Raw genomic sequence first — 16,531 nt, forward strand, 5'->3', positions numbered from 1 at the left:
CCGACACCCTACCAGGAGAGCGCCATGACCGCCCTGCCGCAGACCATGACCGCAATCGGCTTCGAGGCGCCAGGCGGCCCGGGGGTCCTGAAGCCGCAGCAGCGCCCTGTGCCGCAACCCGGCCCCGGCGAGGTGCTGGTGGCGGTCGCCATCGCCGGCATCAACCGGCCGGACGTCCTGCAGCGCATGGGCGGCTACGCGCCGCCGCCCGGCGCCTCCGACATTCCGGGCCTCGAGATCGCCGGCACCGTGGTCGGCCTCGGCGAAGGCGCCTCGCGCTTCCGGCTCGGCGACCAGCTCTGCGGCCTCGTCGCCGGCGGCGGCTATGCCCAATACGCCGTCGTCCATGAGAGCAACGCCCTGCCGATTCCCGCCGGCCTCTCGCTCGAGGAGGCCGGCGCCATCCCCGAGACCTATTTCACCGTCTGGACCAACGTCTTCCAGCGCGGCGGCCTGAAGAGCGGCGAGAGCTTCATGGTCCATGGCGGCACCTCCGGCATCGGCACCACGGCGATCCAGCTCGCCAAGGCTTTCGGTGCGACGGTGCTGGCGACCGCCGGCTCGGAGGAGAAATGCCGGGCCTGCCGCGAGCTCGGCGCCGACCACGCCATCAACTACCGCAGCGAGGACTTCGTAGCCGCCGCCAAGGCAGCGACGGCCAAGCGCGGCGTCGACCTGATCCTCGACATGGTCGGCGGCGACTACATCAACCGCAACTACGAGGCTGCGGCGGAGAGCGGCCGCATCGTCCAGATCGCCTTCCTCAACGGGCCGAAAGCCGAGGTCAATTTCAGCCGCCTGATGATGAAGCGCCTGACGCATACCGGTTCGACCTTGCGCCCCCGCACGATTCCCGAGAAGGCAGCCATCGCGGCGGAGCTGGAGGCCAAGGTCTGGCCCCTGCTGGCGCAGGGGCGCTGCAAGCCGGTGATCCATGCCCGCTTCCCTCTGGCCCAGGCGGCAGAGGCGCACGCACTGATGGAGAGCAACGCCCATATCGGCAAGATCGTGCTGACGGTCTGATAATTCCCAGCCGGGCAACTGGCTCGCAGCCCATGGTTTCCATGGACAGCGATCACGGCTTTCCCTATAACGCCGCAATCCTGTTCATCGTCGATGATTTGGATGACCGGCCGGGGCGGCCGGTCGGCGCATGAGAGCTTTTGCCCGCGACACTTCAGGAGACGAGCCCGTGTCTACATCGCCGCTGATGCCGAAGGCCACCGCGGTCTGGCTGGTCGAGAACACCTCCCTGACCTTCGAGCAGATCGCCGAGTTCTGCAAACTCCACCCGCTCGAGGTGCGCGGCATCGCCGATGGCGAAGTCGCCGCCGGCATCAAGGGTCTCGACCCCATCACCTCCGGGCAGCTGACCCGCGAGGAGCTTGAGCGCGCCGCCAAGAACCCAAACCACCACCTCAAGCTCGCCGAGCGCAAGGTCAAGGTGCCGGAGATCAAGCGCGCCAAGGGGCCGCGCTACACCCCGGTGTCGAAGCGCCAGGACCGGCCGAACGCCATCCTCTGGCTGCTGCGCAACCATCCCGAGCTGAAGGACGCGCAGATCATCCGCCTGGTCGGCACCACCAAGTCGACCATCGCGCAGATTCGCGATCGTACCCACTGGAACGCCCAGACGCTCAGCCCGGTCGACCCGGTCAGCCTCGGCCTCGCCTCGCAGATCGACCTCGATTTCGAAGTCGCCCGCGCCGCCAAGGACCGTCCGGCCGCGCTCGCCGCCGAAGCCGGCTCGACCCTGCTCTCGGCCGAGGAGACCACCGCTCCCGAGCCGGTTCCGGCGAGCCAGCCCTTTGCCGACATGAGCAAGCCGAAGCGCGAGGAAGAGGCGGCGATCGACGTCGACTCCGTCTTCGCCAAGCTGAAGCAGATGAAGCGCCCGGTCGACGAGGACGACGACGAGCTCTGAGCTCGACCGAAGTGAAAGCGGGGGCGAGTGACCGTGACGACCGATCTCGCCTTCACCTTCCTCGGGACCGGTGCACCGCCGGTCAGCCTGCGCCGCGCGGGGCCTGCGCATCTCGTCGAGGCCGGTGGGACCAGCGTCCTGATCGATTGCGGCTCCGGCGTCAGCCAGCGCCTCGTCGCCGCCGGCCATGCCGGCGCCCGCATCGACGCGCTGATCGTCACGCATGAGCACTCCGACCATCTGGTCGATTTCTACCAGCTCGTCGTTTCCTCCTGGCATCAGGGCCGTGACCGGCCCTGGCGTGTGCTCGCCCCTGCCCCGGCGCTAGCCAATATGCGCGGGCAATACGAGGCCTTCGCCCGCGAGCGTGCGCTGCGCATCGCCTTCGAGAAACGGCCCGACGCCACGGGTCTGGAGGTCGTCTTCGAAGAGCTGCATGAAGGGCCGATCGCCGGCCTCGGCGGCCTTGAGGTCGAAGCCTTCCTGGTCGACCACAAACCCGTCGAGCCCGCCTTCGGGCTAGCCCTCACGGCGGGCGAAAGCCGGATCGTCTTCTCCGGCGACACCCGGCTGACGCCTTCGCTGGAGCAGGCGGCGCAGGGCTGCGATCTCCTGGTCTGCGAGGTCTTTATCGACAGCCAGATGCCGGTTGTCGCCGGCGTACGCTCGGCTGAGACCGTCGCCTCGGTGCAGAGCTATCATATGACGCCGAAGGTCGTGGCGGGGCTCGCCCTACGCTCCGGCGCCAAGGCATTGGCCCTGACCCATCTCGTGCCGCCCGGCGCCGACACCGCCGCCCTCGCCGGCGAGCTCCGCGCCGGCGGCTATGCCGGCCCGCTGATCATCGGCGAGGACCTGATGCGGGTCGAGCTGCCCGGCCGCCTGCTGCGCTGGAACGGCGCGACCGTCGGCTTCTAAGCCTCCGAAGACAGCTCTCGGCCCTCATCCTTCGAGACACGCCTGCGGCGCTCCTCAGGATGAAGATCCAAGTTCTGGAACCGGTCCGGCTTCAGCCCAGCCCCCGTCCCTTCAGCGCGGTACCGATCTCGTCCAGGACGGCGAGGTCCTCGATCGTGGCTGGCACTGCATAGTCCTCGCCATCGGCGATCTTCTTCATCGTCGCGCGCAGGATCTTGCCGGAGCGCGTCTTCGGCAGGCGTCCGACGGTGATGGCGATCTTGAAGGCGGCGACCGGGCCGATCTTGTCGCGCACCAGCCCGACCAGCTCCTTCTCGACCTGATCCGGCGCCAGCGTCGCGCCGGCCTTGAGCACCACGAAACCGCAGGGCTGCTCGCCCTTGAGGGCATCCTTGATGCCGACAACCGCGCATTCGGCGACGGCGGGGTGCGAGGCCAGCACCTCCTCCATGCCGCCGGTCGAGAGCCGGTGCCCGGCGACATTGATGATGTCGTCCGTGCGCCCCATGATGAAGACATAGCCGTCCTCGTCGATGAAGCCGGCATCCGAGGTGTTGTAGTAGCCGGGATAGGCCTCGAGATAGGCGCTGTGGAAGCGGGCATCATCGTTCCACAGCGTCGGCAGCGCCCCGGGCGGCAGCGGCAGCTTCAGCACGATCGCGCCCATCGTCCCCGCCGCGACCGGCCTTCCGCCCTCGTCGAGGCATTGCACGTCATAGCCCGGCAGCGGCACGCTCGGCGAGCCGTGCTTGATCGGCAGCAGGCCGAGCCCGACGGGATTGCCGACGATGCAGGAGCCGGTCTCGGTCTGCCACCAATGGTCGACCACCGGCACATTCAGCACCTCCTCCGCCCATTTCAGCGTGTCGGGATCGGCCCGCTCGCCGGCGAGGAAGAGCGTGCGGAACTGCGAGAGGTCGTAGTCCTTGAGATAGGTCGCCTGCGGATCCTCCTTGCGGATGGCGCGGAAGGCGGTCGGCGCAGTGAACATCGCCACGACCTTGTACTCCGAGATCACCCGCCAGAAGGCGCCCGGATCGGGCGTGCCGACCGGCTTGCCTTCATAGAGGATCGAGGTCGCGCCCTGCAGCAGCGGGCCGTAGACGATGTAGCTGTGGCCGACGACCCAGCCGACATCCGAGGCGGTGAACATCACCTCGCCGGGCCGGACGTCGTAGAGCTGGCTCATGGTCGCGAGCAGCATCACCATGTGCCCGCCATTGTCGCGGACCACGCCCTTGGGCTTGCCCGTCGTACCCGAGGTGTAGAGCACATAGAGCGGATCGGTCGCGGCGACCTCGACGCACTCCGCCTTGCGGCCATTGGCGCGGGCGACGGCGACGAGCGTGCGCCAGTTCTTGTCGCGGCTGACATGCATGGAGGCGTCGACCTGCGGCCGTTGAAGCACGAGGCAGGCATCCGGCTTGTGCGCGGCGAGATCGATCGCAGCGTCGAGCAACGGCTTGTATTCGACCACGCGCGTCGGCTCGATGCCGCAGGTCGCGGTCAGGATCAGCTTGGGCCTGGCGTCATCGATACGCGTCGCCAGCTCCTTGGCGGCGAAGCCGCCGAACACCACCGAATGCACGGCGCCGATCCGGGCGCAGGCCAGCATGGCGAAGGCCGCTTCCGGGATCATCGGCATGTAGATGATGACACGGTCGCCCTTGCCGACGCCCTGGTCCTGCAGCACGGCGGCGAGCGTCGCGACCTCGTCGAGCATCTGCGCGTAGCTGTACGTCGCCTTGGTCCCGGTGACCGGGCTGTCATAGATCAGCGCCGCCTGTTCGCCCCTGCCATCGCGCACATGCCGGTCGAGTGCGTTGAAGCAGGTGTTGCAGCTCGCATCCGGGAACCAGCGCCCGTAGATGCCAGCCTTGGCATCGAAGATCTGCTGCGGCGGCCTGATCCACTCGATCCCCCCGGCAATCCCGCGCCAGTAGCCTTCCGGATCGCGCTGCCAGGCGGCATAGGTTTCGGCATAGCGGCTTGCATGGCTGGCAGTCATGAAATGCGTTCCTCTTCGCCGGATTTTCGGCCTAGAGCTTGGCTCCGGGCGGGCCGTCTGGGGGCCGGTTTTGGCGCGGGGGATCGTGCCCACTCTCTCCCCTCCGGCGCAAGCGCCCGGATGTCAGACTTTCAGCGCACCCCGTATGGGACGCGCTGCACCCGCCGGCCGCCCGGCCGCAGCTGTCGGTAGGCCATGAACTTCGCCCCATGAACTTCGATCTCACCTTCTTCGCCGTCATGGTCCCGGCCGTCATCCTGATGGGCCTGTCCAAGGGCGGCTTCTCGGGCCTCGGCCTGCTCTCGCTCCCCCTGATGGCGCTGATCGTCTCGCCGGTGCAGGCAGCCGCGATCATGCTGCCGATCCTGATCATCCAGGACGTCGTCACCGTCTGGTCCTATCGCCACGAATTCGACCGACGGAACCTCGCGACCCTGATCCCCGGCATGCTGCTCGGCGTGCTTGCCGGCTATCTCCTGGCGGCAAAGGTCTCCGACGCTGTGGTCGGCTTCGCGGTCGGGGTGATCTCGATCGGCTTCGCGCTGCGTCGCCTGCTCGGCGGCAAGGCTGCGAAGGCCCCGGTCACGCAGGCCAACTACGCGGCCGGCAGCTTCTGGGGCGTAATCTGCGGCTTCACCAGCATGATCGCCCATGCCGGCGGTCCACCCTTCCAGATCTACGTGATGCCGCAGCGCCTGCCGCCGGCAGTCTTCGTCGGCACCGGCGCGCTGTTCTTCGCGCTGATGAACTGGATCAAGGTGCTGCCCTATTTCATCCTCGGCCAGTTCAGCCCGCAGAACCTCACTGCCTCGGCAGTGCTCTTCCCGGTCGCGATCCTCTCCACCCTCGCCGGCGTCTGGCTGGTGCGGCGCGTTCCGGCAGAGCGCTTCTACACCCTGATCTACTGGCTGCTGGTCGCCGTCGGGGTGAAGCTTGTCTATGAGGGCCTGCGGCCGCTCTTCGGCTGAGCCGCCTCCCCGCCCCCGCTTTCCGAGCCGGACATTGCGCCGCATCGGCAAAAGGGATGGATTACATGGCTGCGCCGCGGCGGCTAAAGCTGCGGCGACTTTCCGGCAGAAGAGCGCCCCGATGACCGCATCGCCCTACGATACCGATCTCGACCGCAACCCCGCGAACTTCCAGCCGCTGTCGCCGCTGCCTTTCCTGGAACGGGCGGCGAGCGTCTTCCCGGAGCGGAACGCCGTGATCCATGGCCCGCTGCGCCGCAACTATGCCGAGCTTTATGCCCGCACCCGCCGGCTCGCCTCGGCACTGGCGAAGCACGGCATCGGCAAGAACGACACCGTCGCGGCGATGCTGCCGAACACGCCGGCCATGCTCGAATGCCATTACGGCGTGCCGATGTGCGGCGCCGTCCTCAACACGCTGAACACCCGCCTCGACGCGGCGATCATCGCCTTCTCGCTCGATCATGGCGGCGCCAAGGTGCTGATCGCCGACCGGGAGTTCTCGAAGACGGTCAAGGAGGCGCTGGCGCTCTGCAAGGTGAAGCCGCTCGTCATCGACTATGACGACCCGGTCTATGACGGCCCGGGCGAGCGCCTCGGCAGCGTCGAATACGAGGACTTCGTCGCGCAGGGCGATCCCGATTTCGATTGGGTCATGCCGTCCGACGAGTGGGATGCGATCGCGCTGAACTACACCTCGGGCACCACGGGCGATCCCAAGGGCGTGGTCTACCACCACCGCGGCGCCAACCTGCTTGCGACCTCGAACGTGCTCACCGGCGGCATGGGCCGGCATCCGGTCTATCTCTGGACCCTGCCGATGTTCCACTGCAATGGCTGGTGCTTCCCCTGGACGATCTCGCTGCTCGCCGGCACCCATGTCTGCCTGCGCCAGGTCCGCGCCAAGGCGATGTACGACGCGCTCGCCGACCATGGCGTCACCCATATGTGCGGCGCACCGATCGTCATGTCGGCGCTACTCAACGCGCCCGCCGAAGAGCGCCGCAGCTTCGCGCAGAAGGTGAACTTCTTCACAGCGGCAGCCCCGCCGCCGGAAGCCGTGCTCGCCGGCATGGCGCAGGCCGGCTTTTCGGTGGTCCATCTCTACGGCCTGACAGAGGTCTACGGCCCCGCCGTCGTCAACGAATGGAATAGCGACTGGGACGCCCTGCCCGGCTCCGAACAGGCGGCGCTGAAGGCGCGCCAGGGCGTGCGCTACCCGGCGCTGGAAGGGCTCGACGTGCTCGACCCCGAGACGATGAAGCCGGTCCCGCGCGACGGCCAGACTCTCGGCGAGGTGATGTTCCGCGGCAATGTCGTGATGAAGGGCTATCTCAAGAACCCGAAGTCGACCGCGGCCGCCTTCGAGGGCGGCTGGTTCCATTCCGGTGATCTCGGTGTCATCCACCCGGATGGCTACATCCAGCTCAAGGACCGCTCCAAGGACATCATCATCTCCGGCGGCGAGAACATCTCCTCGATCGAGGTCGAGGACGCGCTCTACAAGCACCCTTCCGTGCAGGCGGCGGCGGTCGTCGCCCGGCCCGACGAGAAATGGGGCGAGACGCCCTGCGCCTTCGTCGAGCTCAAGCCCGGAAAGGCCGCGACGCAGGACGAGATCATCGCCTGGTGCAAGACCCTGCTCGCCTCCTTCAAATGCCCGAAGACCGTGGTCTTCACCGAGGTCCCCAAGACCTCGACCGGCAAGATCCAGAAGTTCAAGCTGCGCGAGATGGCGCGGGCGCTGTAGCGCCCCGCCGCACGGCACCGAGAAGGAACCGAAGCGCTCACCACTTCACGCTGAGAGGCGCCACGCCCTCATGGGAAGGGAACAACGGCAGAACCTCTTCGGCGAGTTCCTGAATGATCTCCGCGGCCGGACGCTCGGCGAACTGCATGCCGAGCGCGCCATGATTGACGCCGGCCTCCCGCCACTCGCCGAGCAGGTCGATCAAGCCGTTGCGCCCGGTCCTCAGGACAAAGCCACCTTGCATCGGCGTTCTCGGGAAATGCGGGTCGTCGACGAGGTCGAGCCATTCATTCGTCACATGCGGCCGGAAGCCGCCATCTGGGACGAGCTCGCGCCACGCCTTGATCTTCTGCGCGAGCTGGCGCGGACCCTCCGCTGTGTGCGTCGCATGCGGATAGGTCAGCCAGCCATCGGCGTGTTCGGCCACCCATGACAGCGGCTGCCGACTTGAGCCGGTGACGAGGAGCGGAATGCCGCCGAAGGCCGCCTTGGGCAGGAAATCGACGCCGTTCATGTACCCCAGCGGCGAGACGATGGAGGGCTGGCCGGGTCCGACGAGCTTCCGGAAATACGTCACCGCCTCGGCGAAGCGTTCCCCCCGGGTCTCGCCATCGATGCCATAGGCTGGAAACTCCACCGGCCGATCGCCCGAGGCGACACCGAGTACCAGGCGCCCGCCGGACAGATGATCGATCGTCGTCGCCATTTTGGCGAGGTCGATCGGATGGCGGAGTGAGAAGATCGCGCTGCCAGTCGCCAGAGCCACACGCTCCGTTCGTGCGGCGAGGTAGGCGAGATAGGTGAACGGATCGAAGACCTGGCCGGCATCGCCGAAACCGGGATCGAACAGCGGCACGTCGCGAACCCAGACGGCCGCGAAACCACGCCGGTCGATATCGGCGACGAGTTCCGCCTGCCCCTCGAGCACGCGCATGTCGCCCTGGAAGAAGCGCAGCGGCAGGAAAATTCCAAGCGTGAGCTGGCCCGGCGCGAACATCCGGCGATAACCGGGATGCCTCGCAAAAGCCTCTGAGGACGCGCCGCTATGGCTTTGCGGGGATGAGACGGGTCTTGTGGCGATGTTCATGGGATCAACCTCTTCGGAAGGGCTCACGGGCCTGTTGCCGGGGCGGGAAGCGCGATGCCCCGCTGAACCGCGGGGCGCTCGGCGACGCGCTCGTGCCAGCGGAAGAGATTCCGGTGGTGGGAGAAGCTGAAGCCGCAGATCGCCGCGATATGGGTCCAGCCGAAGGTCGCGATGTCGGCGATCGAATACTCGTCGCCAGCGAGCCAGGAGACACCGGCCAGCCGCGCGTCGAGCGTCGAAAAGGCCTCCTCCGTCAGGCGCCGGTAGCGTTCGATGGCCGCCGGCAGCTTCTCCTCGGCGAACATCTCGAAATGAACGCGCTGGCCGAGCAACGGCCCCATGCTCGCCGCATGGAACTGAAGCCACTTGATCGCCTCCCAGCGTGCCTTCGTCCCTTGCGGCAGCAATCGGCCCGTCTTGTCGGCGAGATAGAGCAGGATCGCCGCGGATTCGAACAAGGTGACGCCGGTGTCGTCATCCGTGATGACCGGGATGCGTCCATGCGGGTTGAGCGCCAGGAACTCGGGCCGGCGATGCGCACCATCGTCGATTTTCACATGGTGCAGACGGTAGGGCAGCGCCAGTTCTTCGAGTGCGATCGTCGCCTTGAAGCCGTTGGGCGAGGAGTCCGTATAGAGATCGATCATCTCATGCTTCCTGCCGGCAGCTCTGCGGCGCCGGCTTCATCGGATTTGGGTGAAGGCGAGCGACGGCACCGACGAAGCGATTGGAGAGCCTCGCCACCAGAAGCGAGATCTGCTAAATCTCTTGCGCCCCTTGTTCGGATAGATATCGAAACAAGGGAGCATCTTGAAACGACGATATCTGCGCATAGAATTTAGCCAGACTGCATTATGAATCCTGTCCTCCCGCTCCTTGCGCTACGCGCATTCGCCGAGACCGGCCGCCATGGCAGCGTCAAGCGCGCGGCCGAGGCGATGGGTGTCACCTCCGGCGCGGTCAGCCAGCAGATCCGGCAACTGGAGGAGAGGATTGGCGTCGCGCTGTTCGCGCGTACGCGCTATGGCGTGCAGCTGACGGAGGCTGGCGCCAAGGTCCACCCGGCCCTGTTGCGGGCGTTCGAACAGATCGGAAGCAGCCTGGAGGCCCTGGAGGCGATCAGCGCCCGCCCGACCCTCACGGTCAGCACGGTTCCCTCGTTCGCAGCCTCCTGGCTGGTGCCGCGTCTCGGCCGCTTCAACCGCGAGCACCCCGGCATCGAAATTCGTGTCGAGGCGACGCCCGGCCTTGTCGATCATCGCCGGGACCGGGTCGACATTGCGATCCGCCACGGGCTGGGCAGCTATCCCGGCCTGATCTCGGAACACCTCATGGCGCCGGTGTTTCTACCCGTCGCGAGCCCAGCCCTGCTGGCGGAGGGGCCGCCGATACAGGAACCTGCCGACTGCCTCGCCTATCCCCTGCTTCAGGATTCCGACCGGGCCGATTGGCCGCTCTGGTTCAAGGCGCTCGGCGTGGTGGACGATCCGCGCGCCGAGCGCGGCCCTTCCTTTGACGACGACTTCCTGCTGATCCGCGCGGCCGAGGCAGGCCAGGGCCTGGCCTTGGTACGCGATATCTATGCGAGGCAGGAGATCGCCTCGGGCCGCCTGGCTCTAGCGCTCGACCAGCCCTGGCCGACCGCCTTCGCCTATTACGTCGTGACATTGCCCGACGCGGGGGGCCGCCAGCCGCTCGCTGCGTTCATCGAGTGGCTGAAGCGCGAGGCGTCAGGGGGCTGAGCGGTTTCCCGGAGGCATCGCCGCCTCCTGCGCGGCGGCGCTGGGATGGCACCGCGGCGACGGCCGTTGCGCGCTGCGGGAACTGTCGCGGGCGCCGCCCGCGAAGGGCAGAGCGGACGCCTGGCAAGGCCCGAAGCTAGCCGCCCATGTTCTTGGCGCGGTAGTAGGCGACGAGGGCATTGGCGTGCCCATGCCCCAAGCCATGCTCCGACTTGAGCATGGTGACCATTTCCCCGTGCTTCTTGTCTTGCGAGGCGGCCAGGATCGCGAACCAGTGATCGACCGGCTGCCCATAGGTCTTTTCGATCGAGGGGAAATACGAAGCCGGGCCTTTTACCTTCTCGGTGGTCATCAAACGCTCCTTCTCTGCCGATCTTGCACCCGTGATTCCGGAAGCCTTGCGGCGCCCGGCCAACGAGATGGCCGGGCCTTCGGGCCGACCATCCCTGAACAATCCGCCTCAGAGTCTGACCAGCATCTTGCCGGTATTGGCGCCTTTGAAGAGGCCGATAAAGGCGTCCGGCGCACTTTCGAGCCCGTCATGGATGGTCTCGCGCAGCTTCACCTTTCCCTGCCTGATCCAGTCGCTCATCGCCGCGGTGAACTCCGGGAAGACAGCGACATGGTCCGAGGCGATCAGCCCCTGGAGGCTGACGCGCTTTTCGATCGCCAGGAAGATGTTGGCCGGCCCCTTCGCCCCGCCTTCCGCGTTGTAGCCGGCGATCATGCCGCACAGGACGAAGCGGGCATGGTCGTTCGCCTGTGCCAGCGCCGCCTCCAGGTGGTCGCCACCGACATTGTCGAAATAGATGTCAATACCTTCCGGGGCCGCCTCGGCGAGGGCTGCGGCGAGATCGCCCGCCTCGCGGTAGTTCACCACCGCATCGACACCGACCTCATTCAAAAGCCACTCGGCCTTGTCGCGCGAGCCGACCGAGGCGACGACGCGCAACCCTAGTAATTTCGCGATCTGGGCAACCGTGCTGCCGACCGCGCCGCTCGCCGCCGAAACGAAGATCGTTTCGCCAGCCTTCGCCCTGGCGATCCGGACGAGCCCGACATAGGCGGTGAGGCCGGGAAAGCCGAGCGCTCCGAGATAGGTTTGCGGTGCGATGCCATCCGCCGCGATCTTCGTCACTGCCCCGCCCTTCAGCACGGCATGCTCCCGCCAACCGGCGAAGTGGACGACCTGATCGCCGATGGCGAAGGCCGGATCGGCGCTCTCCTCGACGATGCCGACCGCAGCGCCCTCGAGAACGGCATCGAGCCGGAAGGGCGCGATGTAGCTTTTGCGGTCGACCATGCGGCCGCGCATGTAAGGATCGACCGACATCCAGGTGTTGCGGACCAGTATCTCGCCGGCGGCTACCGAAGGCAGCACGGTCTCGACGACCGCGAAGGCCTCGGGCGTCGGCTCTCCGGCCGGGCGGCTCTTCAGATGGATTTCACGCGTACGGGTTGTCATGGTCTTTGACCTTTCGACTTGGGGAGTTGTTCAGGCGGCAATCGGAGCGCGACAGGGCAGCGACGCGCCAAGCGTGAATGCGGTGGCGAGGTCACGTTCGCGGGCCGCGGGATCGGCTCCCTCGACCTCCAGGAACAGATGCGTCGCCACGTCCTCGATGCCGCTGAAATGGAAGACGCCGTGCTCGATCTGGGCGGTGATCGCTGCGCGATAACCGTGCTTGTCATAGGCGCGCGGCCCGGCACCGCCCGTTGCGATCAGGCGCACGGACTTGCCCGCCAGCGGCTTCGGCGACACCTCGGTCTCGAAAGCCCAGCCCTTGGTGAAGACCCGGTCGATCCAGCCCTTCAGCACGGCGGGCAGCGACCACCAGTAGATCGGGAAGGCCAGGATGACGATGTCCGCTCCCTCGATGCGCTGCTGCTCGCGGCGGACATCGTCGGGCACCGGGCCGATGCCGCGATAGAGCGCCTGGTCCTCCGCCCGCAGGCGCGGATCGAAGCCTGTCGCGAGCAGATCCAGCCACTCCGTCTCGACCTCGCGGCAGGCGCCCAGGCCGTCGACATAAAGCTCTGCCAGTTTCGCCGCGAAGGACTTACCGCGCGGCTCGGCTGTAACAATCAGGACCTTCATCTGCGTGCCCCATCGGTTTCGATAGAGCTAGAAAATCATCTGACAGATCGATATTATAGTTCGATATTTCGGCCTTAAATATCGAACAGATCGATAGATGCAGCCCCGTATCTCTCTCGACCAATGGCGCGCCTTCGTCGCGGTCGTCGACGCCGGCGGGTTCGCGCAGGCCGCGGCGGCGCTGAACAAATCGCAATCGACAATCAGCTATGCCGTGGGGCAGATCGAAGAGCAGCTCGGCCTACCGGTCTTCCAGATCGAGGGACGCAAGGCCTCGCTGACGCGCGACGGCCGGATTCTCTACCGGCGCGGCAAGGCCCTGGTCGACGAGGCCGTGCGTCTCGAGCGCGCGGCCCACAACCTCGCCAAGGGCCGCGAGCAGATGCTCAGCCTAGCCGTCGAAGCGCTGTTCCCGACCTGGCTCATGCTGCAATGCCTGGACAGGTTCGGCGAGGTCTATCCGGAAACCCGGATCGAGCTCTACGAGACGGTGATGGGCGGTACCGACGAGCTTCTCCAGGCAGGCGCGGTCGACCTCGCCATCTGCGCCGACAACCTGCCTGCCGGGCATACGGGCGACGTCATCCTCCGCTATCGCGCCATCTGCGCCGCAGCGCCCGGCCATCCGCTCCACCAGCAGCAGCAGCCTCTGGCGATCCAGGACCTCAAGGGCCACCGTCATCTCGTCATCCGAGACAGCGGCAGCAAGCGCGTCCGCCCCAGCGTCTGGGACGTGACCGAGCGACGCCTGACGGTGAGCCACAAGGCGACCTCGATCCATGCCGCCTGCATGGGGCTCGGCTTCGCCTGGTACCCGGAGGACTGGATTCGCGACGAGCTGCGTTCGGGAGAGCTCAAGCCGCTGCCGCTGCAGAATGGGGCCGAGCGAAGCGGCGCGCTCTACCTGGTCTATCCGGATCCCGACGGCGCCGGCCCGGGGGCGCTCGAGCTCGGCCGGATCATCCGGGAGGAAGCCGAGCGCATGCGGCTTGCTGACGGTCCGGCGCTCCCCGACCCGCATCGGTGACCGCGGTGCATTTTCGAGCGAACTGGCTACCGGTTCGCGCGCGATGCGGCAGGCTGTGCGAGAGTTCCGATTGCAGGCCTGTTGCGTATAAAAAAGCCGGCCCCTCGCGGGGCCGGTGATCGCGTTGGTACGCGAGAGCGATGCGGGTCGCCGCGACCCGCCGGAAATCCTCAGTGCAACGTCGGTGCCGGCATGGTTTGCCGCACGCGCTCGATCTCATCCTTCAGCAGCAGCTTCTTCCGCTTGAGTTCGGCCACGCCGAGATCGTCCGACGAGGGGCTGGCAACCGCCTGGGCGATGGCCTCCTCGAGCTGGCGATGCTTGCGCTCGAGCTCGGCGAGATGGGTCTGCAGCGACATCTGGATCCTCCTGATGAGCGTTCTGGCAAGAGCAAGTCTGACACAGAGCCGGCTTCACGTCTGCGGGGCAGCCGTGCGGCGCAGCATGAGTTTCTGTGATCCCTTCCGGGACCTTTCCCGAGGCCCGCGAATATGAGCGAGCCACTCCTGCGTCACCGTCGCGGCGCTCTTGCCGCGCCGCTCCGGCCTGCGCATAGTCTGCAGCGATCGCGGCGATGTTGAGACGGCTTATGGGATTCGAGTTGAGCGCCGAAGAGGTCGAGGTCCTCATGGTGGAGCTGGCGCGACTGCGCGACGAGCACCGCGATCTCGACAGCGCCATCGACGCGCTCGAGCGGCTCGGCGCCATCAACCAGATCCAGGTCCAGCGCCTGAAGAAGCGCAAACTCTATCTGCGCGACCGCATCGCCCATCTCGAGGACCAGCTCACGCCCGACATCATCGCCTGAACCGGCAGGAATCGGCCCTGGCGCCGATTCCGCCCTTGCTTGCAGCGGCCCCGCCGGTCTAGATCGCCCCCTTCCCCTCCCCTCCGGGAAGCGAGCATTTCATGGCCGAGCCGACCCCTCCCGTCGCCATCATCATGGGCAGCCAGTCCGACTGGGCGACAATGTGTCACGCCGCCGAGACGCTGTCGGCGCTCGGCATCGGCCATGAGGCTCTGATCGTCTCGGCGCATCGCACGCCGGAGCGCCTGTTCGACTTCGCCAAGGGCGCCAAGGCCAAGGGTTACAAGGTCGTGATCGCCGGAGCCGGCGGCGCCGCCCATCTGCCCGGCATGACGGCGTCCCTGACACCGCTGCCCGTCTTCGGCGTACCGGTCGAATCCAAGGCGCTCTCCGGACAGGACAGCCTGCTCTCCATCGTCCAGATGCCGGCCGGCATCCCGGTCGGAACCCTGGCCATCGGCCGTGCCGGCGCCGTCAACGCCGCACTCCTCGCCGCCGCCGTTCTGGCCCTCAACGACGCCCCCCTCGCGGAGCGTCTCGATGCCTGGCGAAAGCGCCAGAGCGAGGCGGTCGCACTCCAGCCGGTAGACGGCCAATGAGCCGGCCCGATCCCACCGGCCTTGCGCCGGGCGCCGTACTCGGCATCCTCGGCGGCGGCCAGCTCGCCCGGATGATGGCGCTGGCGGCGGCCGATCTCGGCCTGCGCGCCCATATCTTCGCGCCCGAGCCCGACAGCCCGGCCTATGAGGTCGCGGCCCGCCACACCATCGGCGCCTATGAGGACGAGGCGGCGTTGGCGGCCTTTGCCGATGCCGTCGACGTCGTGACCTACGAATTCGAGAATGTCCCGGCCGCAACCGCTGCCTTCCTCGCCGCGCGCACGCCGCTGCATCCCGGCGCCCGGGCGCTGGCCGTGACGCAGGACCGGCTCAGCGAGAAGCGCTTCGTCTCCGAGCTCGGTCTCGCCGTCGCGCCCTTCCGCCAGGTCGATTCGCTGGGCGATCTCGAGCAGGCCGTCGCCGCGCTCGGCCGCCCCAGCGTGCTGAAGACCCGCCGCTTCGGCTATGACGGCAAGGGCCAGGTCAAGATCACCGCCGACACCGACCTCACGCAGGCCTGGGAGGAGATCGGCCATTTCCCGGCGATCCTCGAAGGTTTCGTCAGCTTCGCCCGCGAGGTCTCGGTCGTTGCGGCGCGTGGCAGCGATGGCAGCTTCGCCGCCTTCGACGTCTGCGAGAACGAGCATCGCGACCATATCCTGGCCCTGACCCGCGTTCCTGCGCGGATCGGCGCCGTGGCGAGCGCTGCGGCGATAGACGCGGCAAGGCGCATCGGCGAGGCGCTGGCCTATGTCGGCGTTTTCGCTGTCGAGTTCTTCATCGTCGAGGACGCCGCAGGCGAGCAGGTCGTCGTCAACGAGATCGCTCCGCGCGTCCATAACTCCGGGCACTGGACCAGCGAAGGCGCGCAGACCTCGCAATTCCACCAGCATGTTCGCGCCGTCTGCGGCTTTCCGCTCGGCGCTGCGACCCGGCGTGGAACGGTCACGATGGAAAACCTGATCGGCGACAGGGTCCATGACTGGCGCGCCATCCTGGCCGAGCCAAACGCCCATCTGCACCTCTACGGCAAGCGCGAGGCCAGGCCCGGCCGCAAGATGGGGCATGTCACGCGCGTCCTTCCCCAGGGTGACTGAGCGGACCAGCTGCTGCTCCCGCGAATATCGACGTAATCGCATGTTTCGCGCCGCTCTGCGGCGTGGACAGGGTGTCGGAATTCTGATATCCGCACGGCCTTCTAGGCGGTTTTTCCTTGAGGGGGCACCGTCGCCGATCCAGGCCAACCAGTAAACCACGGACCAAAGACGTGCAGATTCTCGTTCGGGACAATAATGTCGACCAGGCTCTCCGCGCACTGAAGAAGAAGTTGCAGCGTGAGGGCGTCTTCCGCGAGATGAAGCTCCGCGGCCATTACGAGAAGCCCTCCGAGAAGAAGGCACGCGAGAAGGCCGAGGCTGTTCGCCGCGCCCGCAAGCTGATGCGCAAGAAGCTCCAGCGCGAGGGCCTGCTGCCCGCGCCGGTGAAGCCGAAGCGCCCCTGAGCAGCGCCGCCCTGCCCTGACAGGCAAACCAGTTCCATGATGCCCGACGCCCGCCCACCTTTGCGGGCGTCGTTGCTTTTTCCGGCCTCATTAACCAAAAG

General features: G+C 67.0%; 18 protein-coding genes. 11 read left to right on the forward strand and 7 right to left on the reverse strand.

What is annotated here, in order from left to right; all coding sequences use genetic code 11:
* Positions 1-24 precede the first annotated feature (24 nt).
* The 3 genes from AC1REK_RS07305 (at position 25) to AC1REK_RS07315 (ending at position 2,842) form a co-directional block, all read left to right on the forward strand.
* On the forward strand, positions 25-1,023 hold the full coding sequence (locus AC1REK_RS07305) for an NAD(P)H-quinone oxidoreductase (RefSeq protein ID WP_492268550.1): 999 nt from the start codon (positions 25-27) through the stop codon (positions 1,021-1,023).
* Positions 1,024-1,192: 169 nt separating this feature from the next.
* Positions 1,193-1,924: a DUF1013 domain-containing protein gene (locus tag AC1REK_RS07310; RefSeq protein WP_316018685.1), complete on the forward strand. Its 732-nt coding sequence runs from the start codon at positions 1,193-1,195 to the stop codon at positions 1,922-1,924.
* Positions 1,925-1,957: 33 nt separating this feature from the next.
* Positions 1,958-2,842: an MBL fold metallo-hydrolase gene (locus tag AC1REK_RS07315; RefSeq protein WP_492268549.1), complete on the forward strand. Its 885-nt coding sequence runs from the start codon at positions 1,958-1,960 to the stop codon at positions 2,840-2,842.
* 91 nt (positions 2,843-2,933) lie between these two features.
* Here the strand turns inward: AC1REK_RS07315 and AC1REK_RS07320 are convergent, their stop codons facing one another.
* A complete protein-coding gene (locus AC1REK_RS07320) occupies positions 2,934-4,850 on the reverse strand; it encodes a propionyl-CoA synthetase (protein WP_492268548.1) in 1,917 nt (638 codons plus the stop codon).
* A gap of 209 nt (positions 4,851-5,059) precedes the next feature.
* Between AC1REK_RS07320 and AC1REK_RS07325 the strand changes: the two genes are divergently transcribed.
* Both AC1REK_RS07325 and AC1REK_RS07330 read left to right on the forward strand, forming a co-directional pair.
* Positions 5,060-5,818: a sulfite exporter TauE/SafE family protein gene (locus AC1REK_RS07325; protein ID WP_492268547.1), complete on the forward strand. Its 759-nt coding sequence runs from the start codon at positions 5,060-5,062 to the stop codon at positions 5,816-5,818.
* Between the two features lie 121 nt (positions 5,819-5,939).
* Positions 5,940-7,568, forward strand: coding sequence for an acyl-CoA synthetase (locus AC1REK_RS07330; protein WP_492268546.1), 1,629 nt, complete (start codon positions 5,940-5,942; stop codon positions 7,566-7,568).
* A gap of 37 nt (positions 7,569-7,605) precedes the next feature.
* Here AC1REK_RS07330 and AC1REK_RS07335 read toward each other — a convergent pair whose 3' ends face one another.
* A complete protein-coding gene (locus AC1REK_RS07335; RefSeq protein ID WP_492268545.1) occupies positions 7,606-8,565 on the reverse strand; it encodes an LLM class oxidoreductase in 960 nt (319 codons plus the stop codon).
* A 113-nt stretch (positions 8,566-8,678) separates the two neighbouring features.
* On the reverse strand, positions 8,679-9,302 hold the full coding sequence (locus AC1REK_RS07340) for a glutathione S-transferase family protein (protein ID WP_492268544.1): 624 nt from the start codon (positions 9,300-9,302) through the stop codon (positions 8,679-8,681).
* A gap of 207 nt (positions 9,303-9,509) precedes the next feature.
* Here AC1REK_RS07340 and AC1REK_RS07345 point away from each other — a divergent pair, with 207 nt between their 5' ends.
* Positions 9,510-10,397 carry a LysR substrate-binding domain-containing protein gene (locus tag AC1REK_RS07345; RefSeq protein ID WP_492268543.1) on the forward strand — a complete coding sequence of 296 codons (888 nt, stop codon included), beginning with the start codon at positions 9,510-9,512 and terminating at the stop codon, positions 10,395-10,397.
* Between the two features lie 136 nt (positions 10,398-10,533).
* Here the strand turns inward: AC1REK_RS07345 and AC1REK_RS07350 are convergent, their stop codons facing one another.
* The 3 genes from AC1REK_RS07350 to AC1REK_RS07360 form a co-directional block, all read right to left on the reverse strand.
* On the reverse strand, positions 10,534-10,749 hold the full coding sequence (locus tag AC1REK_RS07350) for a DUF4287 domain-containing protein (RefSeq protein WP_316018693.1): 216 nt from the start codon (positions 10,747-10,749) through the stop codon (positions 10,534-10,536).
* Between the two features lie 108 nt (positions 10,750-10,857).
* Positions 10,858-11,862 carry an NADP-dependent oxidoreductase gene (locus AC1REK_RS07355; protein WP_492268542.1) on the reverse strand — a complete coding sequence of 335 codons (1,005 nt, stop codon included), beginning with the start codon at positions 11,860-11,862 and terminating at the stop codon, positions 10,858-10,860.
* A gap of 30 nt (positions 11,863-11,892) precedes the next feature.
* Complete coding sequence (locus tag AC1REK_RS07360) at positions 11,893-12,495, reverse strand: NAD(P)H-dependent oxidoreductase (RefSeq protein WP_492268541.1); 603 nt, start codon at positions 12,493-12,495, stop codon at positions 11,893-11,895.
* Between the two features lie 97 nt (positions 12,496-12,592).
* Between AC1REK_RS07360 and AC1REK_RS07365 the strand changes: the two genes are divergently transcribed.
* Positions 12,593-13,522, forward strand: a complete 930-nt coding sequence (locus AC1REK_RS07365; RefSeq protein ID WP_492268540.1) for a LysR family transcriptional regulator — start codon at positions 12,593-12,595, stop codon at positions 13,520-13,522.
* Between the two features lie 170 nt (positions 13,523-13,692).
* On the opposite strand, the gene AC1REK_RS07370 is transcribed toward AC1REK_RS07365, so the two are convergent.
* Positions 13,693-13,881, reverse strand: coding sequence for a YdcH family protein (locus tag AC1REK_RS07370; protein WP_066471875.1), 189 nt, complete (start codon positions 13,879-13,881; stop codon positions 13,693-13,695).
* A 230-nt stretch (positions 13,882-14,111) separates the two neighbouring features.
* Here AC1REK_RS07370 and AC1REK_RS07375 point away from each other — a divergent pair, with 230 nt between their 5' ends.
* The 4 genes from AC1REK_RS07375 (at position 14,112) to rpsU (ending at position 16,430) form a co-directional block, all read left to right on the forward strand.
* On the forward strand, positions 14,112-14,330 hold the full coding sequence (locus AC1REK_RS07375; protein ID WP_066471873.1) for a YdcH family protein: 219 nt from the start codon (positions 14,112-14,114) through the stop codon (positions 14,328-14,330).
* A 101-nt stretch (positions 14,331-14,431) separates the two neighbouring features.
* A complete protein-coding gene (purE, locus tag AC1REK_RS07380) occupies positions 14,432-14,929 on the forward strand; it encodes a 5-(carboxyamino)imidazole ribonucleotide mutase (protein ID WP_327521985.1) in 498 nt (165 codons plus the stop codon).
* Positions 14,926-16,026, forward strand: a complete 1,101-nt coding sequence (locus tag AC1REK_RS07385) for a 5-(carboxyamino)imidazole ribonucleotide synthase (RefSeq protein WP_492268539.1) — start codon at positions 14,926-14,928, stop codon at positions 16,024-16,026. The genes purE and AC1REK_RS07385 overlap by 4 nt, the downstream gene beginning before the upstream one ends.
* A 170-nt stretch (positions 16,027-16,196) precedes the next feature.
* Positions 16,197-16,430 (forward strand): 30S ribosomal protein S21, encoded by a 234-nt coding sequence (gene rpsU / locus AC1REK_RS07390; RefSeq protein ID WP_316018699.1) that lies wholly within the window; start codon positions 16,197-16,199, stop codon positions 16,428-16,430.
* Positions 16,431-16,531: the final 101 nt, after the last annotated feature.

Source organism: Allobosea sp. GW823-FHT02B03, from assembly GCF_058797755.1.

Coding starts and splice junctions, on each gene's coding strand:
- AC1REK_RS07305 (WP_492268550.1), top strand. CDS start 25: ATGACCGCCCTGCCGCAGACCATGACCGCAATCGGCTTCGAGGCGCCA.
- AC1REK_RS07320 (WP_492268548.1), bottom strand. CDS start 4,850: ATGACTGCCAGCCATGCAAGCCGCTATGCCGAAACCTATGCCGCCTGG.
- AC1REK_RS07325 (WP_492268547.1), top strand. CDS start 5,060: ATGAACTTCGATCTCACCTTCTTCGCCGTCATGGTCCCGGCCGTCATC.
- AC1REK_RS07330 (WP_492268546.1), top strand. CDS start 5,940: ATGACCGCATCGCCCTACGATACCGATCTCGACCGCAACCCCGCGAAC.
- AC1REK_RS07335 (WP_492268545.1), bottom strand. CDS start 8,565: ATGTTCGCGCCGGGCCAGCTCACGCTTGGAATTTTCCTGCCGCTGCGC.
- AC1REK_RS07340 (WP_492268544.1), bottom strand. CDS start 9,302: ATGATCGATCTCTATACGGACTCCTCGCCCAACGGCTTCAAGGCGACG.
- AC1REK_RS07345 (WP_492268543.1), top strand. CDS start 9,510: ATGAATCCTGTCCTCCCGCTCCTTGCGCTACGCGCATTCGCCGAGACC.
- AC1REK_RS07350 (WP_316018693.1), bottom strand. CDS start 10,749: ATGACCACCGAGAAGGTAAAAGGCCCGGCTTCGTATTTCCCCTCGATC.
- AC1REK_RS07355 (WP_492268542.1), bottom strand. CDS start 11,862: ATGACAACCCGTACGCGTGAAATCCATCTGAAGAGCCGCCCGGCCGGA.
- AC1REK_RS07360 (WP_492268541.1), bottom strand. CDS start 12,495: ATGAAGGTCCTGATTGTTACAGCCGAGCCGCGCGGTAAGTCCTTCGCG.
- AC1REK_RS07365 (WP_492268540.1), top strand. CDS start 12,593: ATGCAGCCCCGTATCTCTCTCGACCAATGGCGCGCCTTCGTCGCGGTC.
- AC1REK_RS07370 (WP_066471875.1), bottom strand. CDS start 13,881: ATGTCGCTGCAGACCCATCTCGCCGAGCTCGAGCGCAAGCATCGCCAG.
- AC1REK_RS07375 (WP_066471873.1), top strand. CDS start 14,112: ATGGGATTCGAGTTGAGCGCCGAAGAGGTCGAGGTCCTCATGGTGGAG.
- purE (WP_327521985.1), top strand. CDS start 14,432: ATGGCCGAGCCGACCCCTCCCGTCGCCATCATCATGGGCAGCCAGTCC.
- AC1REK_RS07385 (WP_492268539.1), top strand. CDS start 14,926: ATGAGCCGGCCCGATCCCACCGGCCTTGCGCCGGGCGCCGTACTCGGC.